The sequence below is a fragment of the Rathayibacter rathayi genome, from assembly GCF_004011095.1.
GTDB lineage: Bacteria > Actinomycetota > Actinomycetes > Actinomycetales > Microbacteriaceae > Rathayibacter > Rathayibacter rathayi.
This window is the reverse complement of the sequence record NZ_CP028129.1, coordinates 2,205,342-2,223,422: the sequence shown is the minus strand read 5'-3', so window position 1 is coordinate 2,223,422 and position 18,081 is coordinate 2,205,342. Positions and strand designations below refer to the sequence as shown.

The window sequence follows — 18,081 nt, the reverse complement described above, 5'->3', positions numbered from 1 at the left end:
GTGCAGGGAGGCGCGACGGCGCAGGATCTCGCCGCGGCTCGCCGGGCGGCGGGTCCGGATCGCGCCTGTCCGCTCCGGGCTCTGGCCGGATCGCGGTCGCCGTGGTTATCCTTTATGAATTCGTGATGTTCGCACAGGATGCGATCACGGACCCGCGCGGCATCCCCTCTCCGGGAGCGCCGCTCGTCCCCCGCCCCCGACGGAAGACCTCGATTTCGTGAGCCCCGATTCGCCCTCCCCCGCTGCCTCCGCATCGACCCCGGCGAATCGACCCCACCGCTCACCCGTCGCGAGCTCCGTGAGCGCGAGCGCGCCCTGGCCCTCGCGGCCGACGTCTCGCTGGCGAGCAGCGCCGACGACGTGTTCGCCGCTCCCACCGCGGAGCAGCTGCGCGAGGCCGAGCGCCGCGTCGCCTCGGTCCGCAGTGCCCCAGCACCCGTGTCCGCCCCGCGCTCGACTCCGCTGCGGCCCGTACGCCGCGCCCGGGCCGGCGGTCTCGTGGCGCTCTCGTTCGTGGCGGCCATCGTCGCGGCGACCTCGCTGCCGGCCACGTCGCTCCTGACCGCGGAGGACGTGCAGGCGCAGGGCCTGACGACGCCGTTCGGCTCGGACGCCCGCCGCGGCTCGCAGTCGTTCGTTGCGGGCGAGGTCAGCGCCGCGACGATCGCGCGCGACGGCTTCGGCGTGCAGGAGCGCAAGACCCAGACGAACGTGGCCGACATCGTCCGCACCTCGGACAGCGGCTTCACGAACGACCCGAACGCGTCGATCCAGTGGCCCTTCGCGGTGGGCGTCCCCGTGGGCGACCGCTTCGGCTACCGCAACTGCGCGGGCTGCTCGGTCAACCACGGCGGGACGGATTTCAACCCGGGCGACGGCTCGCCCATCCAGGCGATCGCCGACGGCGTGGTGCGCACGGTGATCGACGGGGAGGGCTCGCTCGGCGTCCATGTGATCGTCGATCACGAGATCGACGGGCAGCTCGTCTCCAGCGTCTACGCGCACATGCAGCACGGCTCGGCGGCCGTGAACGAGGGCGACCCGGTCAAGGTCGGCCAGCTGCTCGGGCTCGTGGGCACGACCGGGATGTCGACCGGACCGCACCTGCACTTCGAGGTCCGCCTCGACGGCGTGACGAAGGTGGACTCGTACCTCTGGCTGAAGGCCAACGCCGGGCGCTAAGCCTCGAGCGGGGCCGGTGGGTGCGCGGGGACCGGTGCGATCTGCAGGGAGGCGTGCGATGTGCAGGATTCGGTGCGATTCGCAGGGGCTCCGCGCGTGATCGGCCGGATCAGGGGGCGCTACGCCCGGCAGAGGTCCTCGCCCCTGCGGATCAGACGGTCCCCTGCAGATCGCACGGTCCCCTGCAGATCGAGCCCCCTCCGGGCTACTCCGCACGCAGCCAGACCGTCGTGTCCGCGGGCAGCGCCGGCTCGTGCAGCTCCTTCGAGGAGAGCACCACAGAACCGACCGGCAGCTCGACCGGGGTTTCGCCGAGGTTCGCGATCACCGTGACGCCGCCGTTCCGGAACGCCACCACGTCCTCCGGGTAGCCCTCAAGCCACTCGACGGCGCCCGAGCCCAGGTCCTCCGCTCGGCGCACCGCGAGCAGGGACCGGTAGAGCTCGAGCGTGGAGCCGGCGACTCCGCGCTGGCGGTCGCGGGCGAGCGGCGCCCAGTCTTCGGGCTGCGGCAGCCAGGAGTCGCCGGTGCGACTAAAGCCGTACGCGGGCGCGTCGGCCTCCCACGGGATCGGCACTCGGCAGCCGTCGCGGCCGTAGCGCTCGCCGCCGGTGCGGAACCAGGTCGGATCCTGACGCGCCGAGTCGGGGAGGTCGATCGCCTCGGGCAGTCCGAGCTCCTCACCCTGGTAGACGTAGGCGGAGCCGGGGAGTGCGAGCATGAGCGCCGTGGCGGCGCGAGCGCGACGCAGGCCCAGCGCCGGATTGGGCAGCCCGGGCGAGCGCGGGCCGATGCCGTAGCCCTGCGGGTTGTCGGCGGTGAGCGCCAGGCGGCTGGCGTGGCGCACGACGTCGTGGTTGGACAGAACCCAGGTCGAGGGGGCTCCGACCGCGGCGAAAGCCTCGACGGAGGAGTCGATGATGTCGCGGAGGGCGCGCGCGCTCCACGGAGTCTCGAGGTAGGCGAAGTTGAAGGCCTGGTGCATCTCGTCGGGGCGCACCCAGCGGGCGAGCTTCGAGAGCGGCTGCACCCACGCCTCGGCGCAGAGCACGCGGTCGTCCGGGTACTCGGCGAGCAGCGAGTGCCAGTCGCGGTAGATCTCGTGGACGCCGTCCTGCGCCCAGTACGGGGCGGTGACGGGTTTCTCGCCGTCGGCCGACGCGACTTCGCCCATTGACCCGCTGTCCGCCGGCGGCGTGTAATCGGGCAACCCCTCGGCCTTGATCATCCCGTGCGCCACGTCGACGCGGAAGCCGTCGACGCCGCGGTCGAGCCAGAAGCGCAGGACCTCGCGGAAGCGCTCGCGCACCCACTCGTTCGTCCAGTCGAAGTCGGGCTGGGAGGCGTCGAACAGGTGCAGGTACCACTGGCCCGCGGTCCCCTCGGGTTCGGTGACGCGGGTCCACGCCGGGCCGCCGAAGACCGACTCCCAGTTGTTCGGGGGCAGCTCGCCCGACTCGCCCCGGCCGTCGCGAAACAGGTAGCGCGCCCGCTCGGGGCTGCCCGCGGGAGCGGCGAGCGCCTCCTGGAACCAGCGGTGAGCGCTGGAGGAGTGGTTGGGGACGAGGTCGACGATGATGCGGATGCCCAGGGCGTGCGCGCGGGCGAGCATGGCGTCGAAGTCGGCGAGGGTTCCGAAGAGCGGATCGACGTCGCAGTAGTCGGCGACGTCATAGCCGGCGTCCTTCTGCGGAGAGGTCATGAAGGGTGAGAGCCAGATCGCGTCGACGCCCAGCTCGGCGAGGCTCTCGAGCCGCGAGGTGATGCCGGGCAGGTCGCCGATGCCGTCGCCGTCCGCGTCGGCGAAGGAGCGCGGGTAGATCTGGTAGATGACGGCGGTGCGCCACCACTCGGATCCCCGGTGGTGGTCGGCCTGAGTGGTGGGGCCGGGAAAGTTCTCGGGCGCGCCGGAGAGAGCGGAGTCCAGGGTCATGGTGCTCAGTTTATCGGCCGTCCCCTCCGCCGTCCCGTACAGTCGACGGGTGATGGATGAGACGCCGGATGAGGCCCGGGCACGGCGCCGCCGGGCGCTGCTCTGGGTGGTGCCGCTGCTGGTGCTGCTGGTCGGTGGCCTCGTCGCGGCGACGCTTGCGATCGGCGGAGTCGCCCTGCGCGGTCTGACCGGGGCGACGCTCGTGCAACTCGTCCTCGTCGCCTAGGCGGTCGCGGCCGGGCTGTCCTCATCCTCGGGCGGGGGCGTGGAGGAGGTCCGCGCCCGCTGCTCGGACGCGTGCCCGGTCTCGGGTCCGGTCGTGCGGGCCTGCTCGTCGGCGCGGCTGACCGCGTCCGCGAGCTCGTCGGCAACCAGGTAGCCCGGCGAAACAGGCTCCGCCCGGTAGGCGGCGCGGCCGACCATGTGCGCCGAGACGGGCACGGTCAGCAGCTGGAACCCGATGACCAGCACGATCGTCCCCGCGGCGGCGAAGCCGGGGTTGCGGATGGCGACCGCGAGCATCACGCAGATCAGGCCGAGCACTTGCGGCTTGGTGCCCGCGTGCATCCGCGAGAGCAGGTCGTCGAAGCGCATCAGCCCGATCGCCGCGACCAGGGAGAGCAGGGCGCCGACCAGCAGGAGCACTGCCGTGAGGGCGTCGAAGAACAGGTCCATGTCAGTCCTCCTCGCGGTTGGCCATGAATTTGGCGACGCTGATCGAGCCGAAGACGGCGAAGAGCGCGAGTCCGAGCGCGACGGGTAGGGTCCGCGCGTGGTGATTGACGGCCATCTCGGCGCCGATCCCGCAGATGATCGTCGCGACGAGCACGTCGGCCGCGACCACGCGGTCGAGCACGGAGGGGCCGCGGAGGATGCGCACGAGCGCGAGCAGGCACGCGGCACCGAACACGGGCACCAGGATCCACACCAGCCAGCCGATCATCGGACCGCCCCCGCTCCGTCCTCGAGCGGATGGTTCACCCGCTGCACGTCCTCGCGGGAGCCGATGGCGCGGACGATGCGCGCCTCCGTCCGCAGTACTGTGCGGCGCACCTCCTCGATCCGCTCGCCCTCGTCGTGGGTCACGCCGAGTACGTGCAGGTAGAGCACGTTCAGCTGCGGGTCGACGTCGATCACGAGGGAGCCGGGCACCAGCGAGACAGCCTCGGTCGTCCAGACCAGCATCCCCTCGGAGCGGCTGCGCAGGTGCACGGCGACGATGGCGTTGTGCACGGGGACGGGCAGGGTCAAGATCTGCCAGGACACGCGCACTGAGGCCACCGCGATGTCGGCCAGCAGGCACAGGAAGAAGAGGAGCACGAACCACGGGTTGATGCGGTTCGAGAACTCGACCGGCGGCAGGTAGAACACGCGAGTGATCAGCAGGGCGACCAGCAGGCCAGTGACGATCGACAGCACCGAGACGTCGTCCCAGAGCAGCACCCAGATGCCGACGAGGGTCACGAACATCACGATGCGGTTCCAGATGTCGACGCGGCGGCGGGGGCTCATCGCGGCCCCTCCTGGCCGAAGGACGAATCGCGGTAGACGGTCGCCATGTAGGTGGCGGGATCGGCGACGGCGTTCGCCGCGTGCTCGCTCGCGTCGTAGAGCGGTCCGGCGCCGACGGTCAGCACGACTCCGACCACGACCATGCCTGCGGTGGCGAGCACCATCATCGGCGGCGAGTGGCGGGTGCGGATGCTGCCCGTGTCGTGGGGGTCCTCCTGCAGCTGGTCGATCAGGGGGGACTCGTAGCCGGGCACTTCCTCCTGGCGGCGCCAGAAGACCATGTTCCAGACGCGCGCGATCGCATAGAGGGTCAGCAGGGAGGTCACGGCCCCGGCAGCGATGACGGCCCAGATGAGCCACGAGGGCTGGTCGACGGCCGACTCCGTGCCGGCGACGAAGAGCCCGACCTTGCCGAGGAAGCCGGTGAACGGCGGGATCCCGCCGAGGTTCATCGCGGGGATGAAATAGAGCAGGGCCAGCAGCGGCGAGGCTTTGAGTAGCCCGCCGAGGCGCAGGATCGACGTGGTGCCACCGACTCGCTCGATCAGACCGGTCGCGAGGAACAGCGTCGTCTGAACGGTGATGTGATGGATGACGTAGAAGATCGTCGCGGCGTAGCCGGCCGGGGTGCCCACGGCGATCCCGAACACCATGTAGCCGATGTGCGAGACCAGCGTGAAGGACAGCATCCGCTTGATGTCAGCTTGGGCGACCGCGCCGAGGATGCCGACGATCAGTGTCAGCAGCGCCACCACCAGCAGGACGTCGCTCAGCCCGCCGCCCGGGAAGAGCAGGGTCTCGGTGCGGATCAGCGCGTACACGCCGACCTTGGTGAGCAGCCCGGCGAAGACCGCGGTGACCGGCGCGGGAGCCGTGGGGTACGAGTCCGGGAGCCAGAACGACAGCGGGAACACGGCCGCCTTGATCCCGAAGCCCAGCAGCAGCACGACGTGCAGCACCAGCTGCACGTCCGCGGGGAGCTCGGCGATGCGGATCGAGAGCTGCGCCATGTTGACCGTGCCGGTGGCACCGTAGAGCAGGCCGATGGCCGAGAGGAAGAAGACGCTCGAGACCAGGCTGACGACCACGTAGGTCGTGCCGGCCCGAATGCGCGGCGCGGTGCCGCCCAGCGTGATCAGCACGTAGCTCGCGGCCAGCAGGATCTCGAAGCCGACGTAGAGGTTGAACAGGTCGCCCGCGACGAAGGCGTTGAGGATGCCCGCCGAGAGGATCAGGTAGGTCGGGTGAAAAATCGTGACCGGCGTCTCGCGGTTGCCGTCGACCAGACCCTGGCCGACGGAGAAGAGCAGGACGCCGAGCAACGTGATCGAGGTGATCACGAGCATCAGGGCGGCGAGCGGATCGACGACGAGCACGATGCCCCACGGCGGCTCCCAGCCGCCCACGTAGACCGCGCTGCCGCCCTCGTCGCCGGCGAGGACCAGCACGAGCATCACCGAGGAGATCACCAGCACGCTCGAGAGCGTGACGATGTTCACCGTGATCTGTGCGCGCCGGTGGCGGCCGAGGATCAGCGCAACGGCCGCTCCCAGGAGGGGGAGGGTGACGACGAGCGGGATCAGGGCGTTCATCGGTCCTCCTTCCTGTCGTCGGTCATGGCGCTCTCCCCGTGCTTGGCGGCGGTGCCCTCGTCGCTGGACTCGAGGAGCGCATCGAGCGCTCGGTCGTCGGCGGTGGTCTGTGCCGAGATGCCGGCGGCGTCCTCGCGGACGGAGGCGTCGGTCTCGTCGTCCTCCACCTGGTCGGCGTTGGCGAGGCGCCAGCGCCGATAGATCATCGCGAGGAGGAAGGCGGACACTCCGAAGGTGATCACGATCGCCGTCAGGATCAGCGCCTGCGGCAGCGGGTCGGCCATCTCGGCGGCTATCTGCTCGTAGGAGCGGCCGTCGTCGGTGACGAACGGCGCGATGCCCGAGCGGCCGGCCATCAGCAGAATGAGGATGTTGGTCGCGTTCCCGACGAGCAGGAACCCGATCAGGATGCGGGTGAGGCTGCGCTCCAGCATCTGGTAGACGCCCGCGGCGTACATCACCGCCATCACGACGACGAGGACGATCGTGATGCTCATGTGCCGTCCCCCCTGCCCGGTCCGCCGATCACGGTGGAACCGGTGGGGAGGGACGTTTCGAGTCCGTCGACGGTGCCCTGGCCGGGGCCGGGGGTGCTGTCCGTCGAGCGCGTCACGCCGTCACCCGAGGGGGAGCCCTGCTCGGCCTCCTCGCCGTGACGGTCCACTTCCCCGCCGAGGCTGCGGAGGATGTCCAGGGCCAGGCCGATCACGATCAGGTACACCCCGATGTCGAAGAGGGTGGACGTGCCGAGGTGGAGCTCGCCGAGCACCGGCACCTCAAGGTCGAGCCAGCTCGCCTCCAGCACCTCGAGGCCGAAGGCGAGGGAGGAGACGGCGGTGCCGACCGCGAAGAAGAGGCCGAGCCCGAGCACCTTACCCGCGTCGATCGGAGCGGCCTCGCCGAGTTCGAAGCGGCCGCCCGCGAGGTAGCGCGCGACGAGGGCGAGACCGGCGAGCAGGCCGCCGGCGAAGCCTCCGCCGGGGGAGTTGTGGCCGGTGAAGAGCAGGTAGACCGAGACGATCATTGCGGGGTGGAACAGCAGGCGCACCAGCACCTCGAGCACGATCGAGCGGTTCTCGGGGCGGAGCGTGCGGCCGGCGACGAGCCAGGAGCCGCGGTCGCCGTCCCGCTCGGAGTCGTCGGAGGAGGCGGTCAGGTCCATCTCGCGCTCACGGCGGTCACCCGCGCTCGGGGCCTCGAGGCGGGGCGCGCCTCCGGCCCGGCTGGAGAGGAAGATCAGGCTCGCGACTCCGGTGGCGACGACGACCAGCACCGAGATCTCGCCCATCGTGTCCCAGGCGCGGATGTCGACGAGCAGGACGTTGACGATGTTGCGGCCCTTGCCCTCCTCGTAGGCGAGGCGGGGCAGCTCCGCCGAGATCGGCGTCGTCGCCCGGGCTCCGAGGGCGATCGTGGCGGCGAGGGCCATCACCGCTCCGACTGCGATGCCGATGACGGCACGCAGCCGCTTGCGCATCGGCTGGTGCTTCGTGGCGATACGGGTGGGGAGGCGGCGCAGGACGAGGACGAAGACCACGAGGGTCACCGTCTCGATCAGCGCCTGGGTGAGGGCGAGGTCGGGGGCGCCCTGCAGGGCGAAGAGGGCCACCATCCCGTAGCCGGTGGCACCGGCGAGCAGCACGGCGGCGACGCGGTTGCGCGCGGTCGCGCAGAGCACCGCCGCGAGGATCATCACGGCGGCGACCGCGAGCTGCCCCGGGCTGTCCCAGAACACGAGGTCGCCCGGCCAGGTGCGGTTCAGGGCCGCCGCACCGCCGACGCCGAGCACGAAGACCGCGAAGATCACCGTGAGGTAGCGGGGGAGCGATCCGCGCTGCACGGACTCGGTGACAGTGCTGGCGACGCGGTCGAGCCAGCGGACCGTGGCCCAGTAGCCCTCGGCGGAGTCGATCCGATTCGGCAGCATCGACTGGGCGCGGGCCACGGCCACGCGCTTGGCGAAGAGCAGGAGGCCCACGGCGATCACGAGGGCGCTGAGACCCAGCGCGGGCTCGACGCCGTGCCAGAGCGCGAGGTGGTAGCCGCCGTGGTCCGATGCCTCTGCCGCCGCCGCGAGTCGCGGGTCGGCGTCGGGAGCGGCGTACGGCAGGGTGTCCGCAGAGACGGCCACGAGCGGGTCGAGCACGGAGGCGGCAAGCCCGCCAATCACGCTGGCGGCGGCGAGCAGCACCGGGGCGGCGGTGAAGGTCCACGGCTCGGCCTGCAGGTGCGTATCCGCCAGGCCCTTCTTGCGGGCGAAGGCGCCCCAGAAGAAGCGGGCCGAGTAGGCGACGGTGAGGATCGAGCCGAGCACGAGGCCCACGAGCGCGATCCACGCCCAGAACGAGCCCTGCTCGATCGCCGAGATCAGGCTGGTGAACACCGCTTCCTTGGCGACGAATCCCAGCAGCGGCGGGATGCCCGCCATCGAGAGCACGCCGATCAGGGCCGCCGCGGCGAGCACGGGAGCCTGCCGGCCGAGGCCGCTGAGCTTGCGGAGGTCGCGGGTGCCGGCGCGGTGGTCGACGATCCCGACGGTGAGGAAGAGCAGCGCCTTGAAGAGGGCGTGGGCGAGAAGGAGCGTCAGGCCGGCCAGCGCTGCGTCGCGCGAGCCGAAGCCCACGGCGACGGTGAGGAAGCCGAGCTGGCTGACCGTGCCGTAGGCGAGCACGAGCTTGAGGTCGTACTGGCGGAGCGAGCGCCAGCCACCGACGAGCATGGTCCACACGCCGACGCTGACCACCACCGGCAGCCAGACGGAGTCCTCGGCGAAGCCGGGCGCGAGGCGCGCGACGAGGTAGATGCCCGCCTTCACCATCGCGGCGGCGTGCAAATAGGCGCTGACTGGCGTCGGAGCGGCCATCGCGGCCGGCAGCCAGAAGTGGAACGGGACCAGTGCCGACTTCGAGAACGCGCCCAGCAGCACGAGCACCAGCGCCGTGGACACGATCGGCCCGGAGGGAGCCGCGGCGACGATCCCGGAGAGGCTGGTCGTGCCGGCCTGCACGATCAGGATCACGATCCCGACCAGCATCGCCAGGCCACCGAGCGTGGTGACCAGCAACGCCTGGAGTCCGGCGCCGCGGCTCTCCTTGCGCCCGCTGTAGTGGCCGATCAGGAGGTAGGAGAGGACGCTCGTCGCCTCCCAGAAGACGAAGAGGATGATCACGTCGTCGGCCGTGACCAGGCCGTACATCACTCCGGCGAACGCGGACAGGAGCGCGGCGAAGCGCCCGAGCGAGGGCTCGTCGCGGTCGAAGTACGACGCGCAGTAGGCGAGGACGAGGGCGCCGACTCCGCTGACCACGAGGGCGAGGACGATCGAGAGAGCGTCGAGCCGGAAGGCCAGGGCGATGTCGAGGGCGGGAATCCACGGAACCGTCTCGCGGATCTCGCCGCCGTTGAGGATCGTGGGCAGGGCGGTCGCGGTGGCGACGAAGCTCGCGGCCGGAAGGAGAGCCAGCGCGTAGAAGGTCGTCGGGCCGAAGCGGTCGACCAGCCACGGTGTGACCACGGCGAGCGCGAACGAGATCACCAGGATGAGGAGCATCACATGTTCCTCCCAAGGCGTACCCAGCGCATTCGTCGACCAAGAATAACGGAGCGCGTTCTGGTGGAACCTGGGTGCGGAAAGGCTTGACCGGTGCCGTCGCCATCGGCCAGGGCCCCCTACCCTGGGCGCATGGCCCGCTCGCTCCTGCCCGACCAGCGCTGCCGCCTCCGCGTGCACGACCTCGCTACCGGAGAGGCGCTGAGCGTCTTTGAGTCCGACTCGGTCCTGGTCGAGGCGCCGAACTGGACTCCGGACGGGGCCGCGCTGATCGTGAACGGCGACGGTGGTCTGTTCCGGTTGCCGCTGGTGGGTCCGGCCGAGCTCGAACCGATCCCGCTCGACGGGGTGCCGGCCGAACTCAACAACGACCATGTGCTCGCTTCGTCCGGAGGCATCGCATACGTTTCAGCGCGCGACGGGCACCTCTACGCGGTGCAGCTCGACGGCTCCGCCCCGGCCCGCCGCCTGACGGCCGAGCATGAGGGAGTCCGCTTCAGGCACTATCTGCACGGCATCTCGCCCGATGGAGCGACGCTCGCGCTGATCGGCGGCGGTGACGCCTCCGGAGCGTGGCGGACCGACGTTTACACGATGCCGTCCGGAGGCGGCGCCCTCACCGCGCTGACCGACGACGCCGCGGCCGACGACGGAGTCGATTTCTGCGCCGACGGCCGCGCCCTCGTCTTCAACTCGGAGCGGGCAGGAGGGGGCGCGCAACTCTTCCGCATCGGCCTGGACGGCTCCGGCCTGGACGGCTCCGGCCTCACGCGGCTGGTCGAATCGGACACCGTCGACTGGTTCCCCCATGAGTCGCCGGACGGCGCCCACCTGCTCTACCTCTCCTATCCGGCGGGCACGACCGGACACCCGGAGAACGTCGATGTCGAGCTGCGGCTGCTCGAGCTGGAGGATCGCCAGACCCTGGAGCCCGGGCGCGTGCTCCAGCGCCTCCACGGCGGGCAGGGCACGATCAACGTCTCCGGATGGGCGCCCGACTCCACCCGCTTCGCCTACGCCGACTACCCGCGGCGCTCAGAGCCTGAGTCCTTGCCGCGCATGCGCGGGAGGGGGATCGATCGGGGCCCGCGGCGGGTCTTGAATCAGAAAATGACCATCGACAGCGCAGCATCCTCCTCCGTCCTCCGCGCACCGCTCGGCGACTCCGGCATCGACGTCTTCCCGCTCTCGCTCGGCGGCAATGTCTTCGGCTGGACGGCGGGCCGGCAGACCTCCTTCGACGTGCTCGACGGCTACACGGCCGCCGGCGGCGACTTCATCGACACCGCCGACTCTTACTCCGCCTGGGTCCCCGGTAACAGGGGCGGCGAGTCCGAGACGATCATCGGCGAGTGGCTGTCGCAGCGCTTGGGCTCCCGCGACGACGTGGTGATCGCCACGAAGGTCAGCCGGCATCCGCAGTTCATTGGCCTCGCTCCCGACACCGTCCGCGCGGCCGCCCGCGCCTCCCTCGAGCGGCTCGGCACCGACCGGATCGACCTCTACTACGCCCACTTCGACGACGAGGCCGTGCCGATGACCGACATCGCCGCCGTCTTCTCGGAGCTTGTCGACCAGGGCCTGATCCGCGCGATCGGAGTGTCGAACTTCCGGGCCGAGCGCATCGCGGAGTGGCTGCGCGTCGCGGGCGAGGAGGGGCTGCACAAGCCGGTCGCCCTGCAGCCGCACTACAACCTTGTCGAGCGGGGGATAGAGGCGGACCTGCTGCCGCTCGCGCGCTAGGCGGGGCTGGCCGTCGTCCCCTATTACGCCCTCGCGTCAGGCTTCCTGAGCGGCAAGTACCGCGACGGCTCGACCCCCGAGGGTCCGCGTGCCGACGGCGCCGCTCGCTACCTCGACGCCCGCGGCCGCCGGGTGCTCGCGTCCCTCGACGCGGCGGCCGAGGCGCACGGAGCCGAGGTGGCCACGGTCGCGCTCGCGTGGCTCCGCTCGCAGCCCGGCGTCGTTGCGCCGATCGCGAGCGCCCGAGTGATGGAGCAGCTGCCCGCGCTGGTCGCGTCGGCGTCCCTCGAACTGAGCACCGAGGAGCTCGCCGCCCTCGACGAGGCGAGCCGCGCGTAGCGTCCGGCCTGTGCCGCGGGGCATGACTCCCGCGGCCGGCAATGCTTCGCGGAGGTGCTAGTGTCTAACGGTGCCAAATCGCGGGCACGCCCCGAGAGAGGCTGATCGGCCCGCAGGTGCGCCCCCTTAGCTCATTGGTAGAGCACTTCCTTGGTAAGGAAGAGGTAGTGGGTCCGATTCCCACAGGGGGCTCCGTTCCCCGCAGGCCAGGCCTGCGAAGAACGCGCGGCGGGGTAGCTCAGGTGGTTAGAGCACACGGCTCATAATCGTGGTGTCGCGGGTTCAAGTCCCGCTCCCGCTACAGCGAGAAGGCCCCGGTTCGCGCGTCGAGCCGGGGCCTTCGGCGTTCCGCTGTCTCACGCTCTGAAGTCGGCGCCGCGGTGCGCGCCCTGTCCTGCGGTTCGAGGATGCCGCGGAGTCGGAGGGCCGCCGTCCCTGGTGATACCGGTCCCCGCCGCCGGCGCGGATCGCGACTGAGGGCATGGCATTTCCTTCACAGCGAGCGCGCGTTCCTCGGGTCGAGTGCGGCGAACCAGAACGCCGTGTCCTCGATCGTGTGGACTCCGGTAGCGACTTCCACCACGGAGTCGGACCAGTAGTGAGGATCGAGGTCGATGATGCGCATGCCGTTGAGTTCGAGAAAAGTGATGGTGGCCACCCAGGCAGTGCGCTTGTTCGCGTTGAGGAAGGCCTGAGCCTGCGTGATACCGTGGAGAAGGACGTTGGCCTGCGTGTAGACCGTCGCATGCAAAAACTTCGCTCGGAAAGAAGCTTGAGGTCAAAGGACCGCGCCCTCGAGCTTCCCCCGGTCGATCAGAGCCGCCCCGTCCATGTCGTCCTGCAGCGCGATGACCTGCTCGACCGTGAGGAACAGGGTCACTTGTTCGCGAGCAGCGCGAGACCTTCCGTCCAGCGGTCGATCATGCTCCGGGCGAGAGAGCCTGTCTCGTCGGTGTCGGCGTTCTCGACGTGGGCCCGCCGCTCAGGCCCGTCGCCGCCCTCGATCGCCCTGCTCGAATAGAAGTCGAGCAGCGTGTCGCGCTTCACGATCCGTCGCGACGGCTCCTCCGCATCGAGGCCGCGACGTGCGTCAATCCAGGGTGCATCGACATGCGTGAACTCGACCAGTTCTTGATAGCCCCGGTGCCCGTAGAAGTCGAGCACCGAATCCAGCGTTGCCCGGACGTCGTCGTTCAACTCTAGGTGGGCGGGCAGGGACGTGTAACGGTTCTCTCGGACAACGGATCGAACGACGGGCCCTTTCGGCCAGGCCTCGAAATCCTCGTCGAAGATCGGTCGACCGGTCCACGCCAGATGCCAGGCCTGCGCGAAGTAGACCAGCTTCTGGATCTTCATGCTGTCGCCACGGGAGAGGAAGGCGACGATCTCGCCGGGGCGGACGGTGAGGTCCACGCCGGCGACGGCGGCGACGGAACCGAAGCTCCTGCTGAGGGCGGTCGCCTGGACGGCGAGGTCGGTCGAAGTCATGCCCCCAGCTTGCTCGCGGCGGGGTCCGTGCGCCCCGGCCCTCTGTCACCGACCCGCCATGACATCCGTCACCCCTCGACCCTCCCCGCCGCGAGATGCCACCTATGACGACGACACGCCGCAGCAGAGCGTCACAGGTGGCATCTCGCGGGCGGGGCGGGGCGGGCGCGGGGGCCGGGGCGGGGGATTAGACCGCGTGGCTTGCGAAGAGTACGTCGTCGGAGGAGACCAGGTCCTCGAGGGTGAGCCGGCGGCCGAGGTCGTGGCCCGCGGCCAAGGCGTTCGCGCGCTCGGCCGGGGTCTGCGGGGCGAGGCGCCCCTCCATCACGCCGCCGAGGGCGCGGACGGCGCACGCGGTAACCACTCCCTCCGGGGTACCGCCGATGCCGAGCACGAGGTCGACGCGGCCGGCCGGATCCGCCGCCTCGATCGCGACCGACACGTCGCCCTCGCCGCGCAGCTCCAGGGCGACTCCGGCCGCGCGCAGGGCCGCGATCAGCTCGGCGTGCCGGGGCTTGTCGAGCACGACGACGACCAGGTCGGCGACGGGCTTGCCGAGCGCCGACGCCAGCCGCGCGGCGTTCTCGGCCGGAGCGAGGTCGAGCGAGACCGCGCCCCGCCCCGCTCCCGAGCAGACCAGCTTGTCCATGTAGAACACGTCGCGGGGGTTGAACAGTGTGCCGCGCGGGGCGAGCGCGATAACACTCACCGACCCTGGCAGCCCCTCCGCCGTGAGCCGGGTGCCGTCGAGCGGATCCACGGCCACGTCGCAGGAGGGAGCGGCAGCGCGTCCGAGGCGCTCGCCGTTCGCCAGCATCGGAGCCTCGTCCTTTTCGCCCTCGCCGATCACCACGACCCCGTCGAACGGCGCCTCGGCGAGCACCGCCCGCATCGCCGCCACCGACGCCGCGTCGGCCGCGAGCTTGTCGCCGCGGCCGAACCAACCCCGCGCCGCCTCCGCCGCCGCGCGCACACTGGTGTCCACCGCCTCCTGCAGCTCGGCCGAGTAGGCGGGCGAGGCGATCAGCCGCAGCCCGCTCATGCTCGGGCGGGCTGCGCCGTCGCGGTGCGGACCAGCCGCTCCAGGGTGCGCAGTCCGTCGGAGGAGAGCACCGACTCCAGGTGCCCCTGCACCGAGGCGACGTGCTCGCCGCGCAGGGCGTTGACCACTCCCGTCTCCGGGTCGACCGACACCTCGAGCCCCAGGCGGGGCGTGCGCGTGATGCCGGGGGCGACGGAGGAGAAAGTGTTGTAGAAGCCGATCGCTGCGTCCTCGCCGAAGACGTCCACCGCCAATCGCACGCCCTGACGGGGCGCGGGCAGCGGCTCGACGGTGAGCCCGGCCAGCAGTGACAGCATCTGGTGACTGAGGCAGACGGCGAGCATCGGTCGTGCCGCATCGAGGCGCGTGGTCATCAGCTCGCGCAGGTGCGCGATCCGCGGTTCGGAGTCGTCGCGCGGGTCGCCGGGGCCGGGCCCGAAGACGACGAGGTCGTCGCTCAGCACGTCGGTGACCTCCGACCAGCGCTCGACCCGAGCATTTATCCCGAGGTGGCGGAGTTGGTGGGCGAGCATCGTCGTGAACTGGTCCTCGTTGTCGACGATCAGCGCGGTGTGCCCGGTGAGACCGGCGATGTGCTCGGGCGCCTGGGGCCGCAGCCAGAATGAGGCGAGCCGCTCGTTGCGCGCCTCAAGCGCCTCCTGCACGCCCGGCTGCGCATTCAGGTCGATCGCCGGCGGCACGTCGCGGTGCGGCAGCAGGCCCAGGGCGGACAGCACGCCGGACGCCTTCGCGCGCGTCTCGGAGACCTCGCCCTCGGGAGTGGAGTGGCGCACCAGCGTCGCGCCGGCGGGCACGGTGAGGCGGCCGTCGGGGCGGAGGTAGGCGGTGCGGATCAGGATGGGCGCGTCGACTGTGTAGCCGTGCTCCTCCGGCTCGAAGAGGGCGAGCACGCCGGAGTAGTAGCCGCGCGGCTCCTTCTCGTACTCGGCGATCACACCGCAGGCGTTCTCCATCGGCGAGCCGGTGACCGTCGGCGCGAACATCGTCAACCGCAGCACCTCCCGCACGTCGAGACCGGTGCGGCCCTCGAGCAGGTACTCGGTGTGGCTGAGCCTCGACATCTGCTTGAGGAACGGGCCGAGGATGCGGCCGCCCTCCGGACAGACCGCGCTCATCATCTTCATCTCCTCGTCCACCACCATGAAGAGTTCCTCGCTCTCCTTCACGTCGGCGAGGAACGCGAGCACCTCCTCCCCGGTGGGCCCGGCCGCGGGGTGGCGGAAGGTGCCGCTGATCGGGTTCATCATGGCGATACCGTCCCGCACTGAGACGTGTCGCTCGGGCGTCGCACCCACGGCGGTGACGGTCTGAGCGCCGTCGACGCCCGGGGTGTGGATCGCGAACGTCCAGTAGGCGCCCGACTCGTCGGTGAGCAGGCGGCGGAACCAGGCCAGCACGGCCTCGACCGGGGGAGCGTCGGTCTGCGCGACAAAGGCTCGGCTGATCACGAAGTTGGCGCCCTCGCCGCGTCCGATCTCGTGCTCGATCACTCGGCGGACGATGTCGGCGTACTCGTCGTCCGGCACGTCAAAGCCGCACTCCTGTACCGGGATCTCCCGCTCGGGCAGGAGGCGCAGCACCTCCGCCAGCGGCACGCTCTCGCGCTCGCGCACCACGAGATTGCGCAGTGGTGCTCCGTCGTCCTTCGCCGCGAAGCCGCGTTCGCGCACCTGCCGGTACGGCACCAGGGTCAGCACGTCGTCGCCGTCGAGCGGGATGTCGGCCAGCCTCTCGACATCGAGCACGTCGCCGGTGAACACGTCGACGGCGTCGCGGCCCTGGCGGAGAACGATCGCGAACGGCAGTGAGCCGTCGGAAGCGAGGATGCGGGAGAGGAGCGAGGTCATCGTGGTCCTTGAATCGGGTCGTGCCCCACCCGGGCCCTGACAAGCAGAACGACCGCCCGGAGGAGGCGGTCGCGTGCGAGGGGGTCTGCGCGTCGGTCCGCCTAGGAGGCGGGCCACCTGGGGCTTCGGATCGACGTGCGCACGGAGGGAGTCTAGGGGACGCCGGTCGGGCGACCAAGCGGGGCGGGGCGGGCTGCGGCGGGGTGGCCGAGCAGTGTCAGTCGCCCGCGCGCTCGACGGGCTCGCCGCGCAGCAGCCGCAGCAGGAACGTTGCCCCGGCTGTCGCCGCAGGAGTGGCAATGACCGCGCCTCCGGGGATGAGGAACGCCAGGTAGACGGCGATGCCGAATCCGAGCGAGAGCGCTCGGTGCTCGCTGAGCAGGCGACGACGCTCACCGAGGGAGAGGCCCCGGGCGTCGCCCGCGAACCCGGTGAGTTCGAGCGCGAGCGCCTGCCCGCCGACCAGGGCGCCCGCGACCAGGCCGACGATCGCGCCGACGACGGGTACCAGGCCGAGCAGCACCAGCACCACGCCGATCCCGAGCGAGGTGGCCACCAGCACGGCGGAGTCGCGCAGCCCGCGGCCGACCCCCTGCCAGAAGGTGCTCTCGTGCTCGTCGGGTATCCCGCCGAGGTCGTCCTCGACCCGCCGCCAGATCCGCTCGTAGAAGGGCTCGCCGACCAGCAGGGTCACCGCCGCGAACAGGACCACCCCGAGCGCGAGGACCGCGCCGACCGCCGCGACTGAGAGCAGCAGGCGGACGGTGGCCGCCGTCGCCTCCTCCCAGCTGTCGGCGAACGGAGTGAGCGCGATCACCGTGTCCTGCACGCGTGTGAGCACCAGAACCAGCACGCCGACGAAGACCAGCCCGACGATCAGCGGCGGGATCGCGCCGAGGAGCATCGCCCGCGGCGAGCGGACCCAGGTGCGGAATCCTCTCAGGAAGAGGCGGGCCCCGAGGCCGAGATCGTGGAGCGCGCGCATACCTCCGATCCTCGCAGGTCACCTCGGGCCCGCTTCAAGGCTCGGCCTGCTCGAAGGCTCAGGCCCGCTCGAACGGGGCGAGCAGTCCCGCCATCGCCTTCGTGCGCGGCACCGCGTACTCACCGAGTCGTGACGTACTGACGCCCATCGCGACCAGGCCCTCCACCAGACGCACCGCCGAGGCGACGCCGTCGATCACCGGCACACCCAGCTCCTGCGAGAGGTCGCGGCACAGCTCGGCCATCCCCGCGCAGCCCAGCACGATCGAATCGGATCCATCGACGGCGAGAGCCTCAGCGCACTCCGCGAGGATGATTCGGCGCGCGTCGGAGCGCGAATCGTCGAGCTCGAGGACGGGGATGTCGCAGGCGCGCACCCGGCGGCAGGCGTCGCCGAACCCGGCCCGTCGGGCGATGTCCCAGGCTCGGCCGCTGGTGCGCGAGAGCGTCGTGACCACACTGAAGCTGCGGCCGATGAGCGAGGCCATGTGCATCGCCGCCTCGGCGATACCCACCACCGGGCCGCTCGCGATTTCCCGCGCGGCGTCGACACCCGGGTCGCCGAAGCACGCGATCACCGCGCCGTCGCTACCGGCCGCCTCCGCGCGGACGATCTCGTGCAGGACGCCGGGGACCGCCAGCGCCTCGTCGTAGTGGCTCTCGATCGAGGCCGGACCCATCGGCGGGGTGACGGCCGCGATCTCGGTGCCGAGCGACGCGACGGAGCGGGCGGCCCGGCCGATCGCGGCGGTCATCGCGGTGCTGGTGTTCGGGTTGACGACGGTGATGCGCATGGTGATTCCTTGGGTCGTGTTCAGAACGAAGGAAGGATTTCGTCGAGGGGGCCC

General features: G+C 71.0%; 15 protein-coding genes, 2 tRNA genes and 1 pseudogene. 5 read left to right on the top strand and 13 right to left on the bottom strand.

The window, feature by feature from the left end; all coding sequences use genetic code 11:
• Window positions 1–138 precede the first annotated feature (138 nt).
• Window positions 139–1,182: a M23 family metallopeptidase gene (locus tag C1O28_RS10685; RefSeq protein ID WP_127821498.1), complete on the top strand. Its 1,044-nt coding sequence runs from the start codon at window positions 139–141 to the stop codon at window positions 1,180–1,182.
• A 205-nt stretch (window positions 1,183–1,387) separates the two neighbouring features.
• On the opposite strand, the gene C1O28_RS10680 is transcribed toward C1O28_RS10685, so the two are convergent.
• On the bottom strand, window positions 1,388–3,115 hold the full coding sequence (locus C1O28_RS10680) for a glycoside hydrolase family 13 protein (RefSeq protein ID WP_097165265.1): 1,728 nt from the start codon (window positions 3,113–3,115) through the stop codon (window positions 1,388–1,390).
• A gap of 49 nt (window positions 3,116–3,164) precedes the next feature.
• Between C1O28_RS10680 and C1O28_RS15180 the strand changes: the two genes are divergently transcribed.
• The gene (locus C1O28_RS15180; RefSeq protein WP_160487494.1) at window positions 3,165–3,341 is read left to right on the top strand and encodes a hypothetical protein; all 177 of its coding nucleotides are present in this window, start codon (window positions 3,165–3,167) and stop codon (window positions 3,339–3,341) included.
• Here the strand turns inward: C1O28_RS15180 and mnhG are convergent.
• Genes mnhG through C1O28_RS10650 form a run of 6 tightly spaced genes read right to left on the bottom strand, consistent with a single transcriptional unit; the run spans window position 3,338 to window position 9,769 of the window.
• On the bottom strand, window positions 3,338–3,790 hold the full coding sequence (gene mnhG, locus C1O28_RS10675) for a monovalent cation/H(+) antiporter subunit G (RefSeq protein ID WP_097165266.1): 453 nt from the start codon (window positions 3,788–3,790) through the stop codon (window positions 3,338–3,340). The two genes, C1O28_RS15180 and mnhG, sit on opposite strands and share 4 nt — an antisense overlap.
• A gap of 1 nt (window position 3,791) precedes the next feature.
• The gene (locus tag C1O28_RS10670) at window positions 3,792–4,058 is read right to left on the bottom strand and encodes an MrpF/PhaF family protein (protein WP_068208760.1); all 267 of its coding nucleotides are present in this window, start codon (window positions 4,056–4,058) and stop codon (window positions 3,792–3,794) included.
• Window positions 4,055–4,627, bottom strand: a complete 573-nt coding sequence (locus C1O28_RS10665; protein WP_097165267.1) for a Na+/H+ antiporter subunit E — start codon at window positions 4,625–4,627, stop codon at window positions 4,055–4,057. The genes C1O28_RS10670 and C1O28_RS10665 overlap by 4 nt, the downstream gene beginning before the upstream one ends.
• Window positions 4,624–6,219, bottom strand: a complete 1,596-nt coding sequence (locus C1O28_RS10660) for a Na+/H+ antiporter subunit D (protein WP_097165268.1) — start codon at window positions 6,217–6,219, stop codon at window positions 4,624–4,626. The genes C1O28_RS10665 and C1O28_RS10660 overlap by 4 nt, the downstream gene beginning before the upstream one ends.
• Complete coding sequence (locus C1O28_RS10655; RefSeq protein WP_097165269.1) at window positions 6,216–6,716, bottom strand: Na(+)/H(+) antiporter subunit C; 501 nt, start codon at window positions 6,714–6,716, stop codon at window positions 6,216–6,218. The genes C1O28_RS10660 and C1O28_RS10655 overlap by 4 nt, the downstream gene beginning before the upstream one ends.
• Complete coding sequence (locus tag C1O28_RS10650) at window positions 6,713–9,769, bottom strand: Na+/H+ antiporter subunit A (protein ID WP_097165270.1); 3,057 nt, start codon at window positions 9,767–9,769, stop codon at window positions 6,713–6,715. The genes C1O28_RS10655 and C1O28_RS10650 overlap by 4 nt, the downstream gene beginning before the upstream one ends.
• 1,110 nt (window positions 9,770–10,879) lie before the next feature.
• Here C1O28_RS10650 and C1O28_RS10640 point away from each other — a divergent pair.
• The 3 genes and pseudogenes from C1O28_RS10640 to C1O28_RS10630 all read left to right on the top strand — a co-directional run bounded on the left by C1O28_RS10640 (window position 10,880) and on the right by C1O28_RS10630 (window position 12,152).
• A pseudogene (locus C1O28_RS10640) lies at window positions 10,880–11,851 on the top strand (aldo/keto reductase).
• A 120-nt stretch (window positions 11,852–11,971) separates the two neighbouring features.
• Window positions 11,972–12,043 (top strand) — tRNA-Thr (locus C1O28_RS10635).
• A 35-nt stretch (window positions 12,044–12,078) separates the two neighbouring features.
• Window positions 12,079–12,152: transfer RNA gene (locus C1O28_RS10630), tRNA-Met, on the top strand.
• A gap of 192 nt (window positions 12,153–12,344) precedes the next feature.
• On the opposite strand, the gene C1O28_RS10625 is transcribed toward C1O28_RS10630, so the two are convergent.
• The 6 genes from C1O28_RS10625 to C1O28_RS10600 form a co-directional block, all read right to left on the bottom strand.
• Entirely contained in the window at window positions 12,345–12,602 is a 258-nt protein-coding gene (locus C1O28_RS10625) for a hypothetical protein (RefSeq protein ID WP_097165271.1), read from the bottom strand.
• 125 nt (window positions 12,603–12,727) lie between these two features.
• Entirely contained in the window at window positions 12,728–13,339 is a 612-nt protein-coding gene (locus tag C1O28_RS10620) for a Panacea domain-containing protein (RefSeq protein ID WP_097165272.1), read from the bottom strand.
• Between the two features lie 187 nt (window positions 13,340–13,526).
• Window positions 13,527–14,381, bottom strand: coding sequence for a fructose-bisphosphatase class II family protein (locus C1O28_RS10615; RefSeq protein WP_097165273.1), 855 nt, complete (start codon window positions 14,379–14,381; stop codon window positions 13,527–13,529).
• Window positions 14,378–16,249: an anthranilate synthase family protein gene (locus C1O28_RS10610; protein ID WP_097165274.1), complete on the bottom strand. Its 1,872-nt coding sequence runs from the start codon at window positions 16,247–16,249 to the stop codon at window positions 14,378–14,380. The genes C1O28_RS10615 and C1O28_RS10610 overlap by 4 nt, the downstream gene beginning before the upstream one ends.
• Before the next feature lie 217 nt (window positions 16,250–16,466).
• Window positions 16,467–17,234 carry an EI24 domain-containing protein gene (locus C1O28_RS10605; protein ID WP_097165275.1) on the bottom strand — a complete coding sequence of 256 codons (768 nt, stop codon included), beginning with the start codon at window positions 17,232–17,234 and terminating at the stop codon, window positions 16,467–16,469.
• Between the two features lie 58 nt (window positions 17,235–17,292).
• Window positions 17,293–18,027, bottom strand: coding sequence for an aspartate/glutamate racemase family protein (locus tag C1O28_RS10600; RefSeq protein WP_097165276.1), 735 nt, complete (start codon window positions 18,025–18,027; stop codon window positions 17,293–17,295).
• Window positions 18,028–18,081 lie beyond the last annotated feature (54 nt).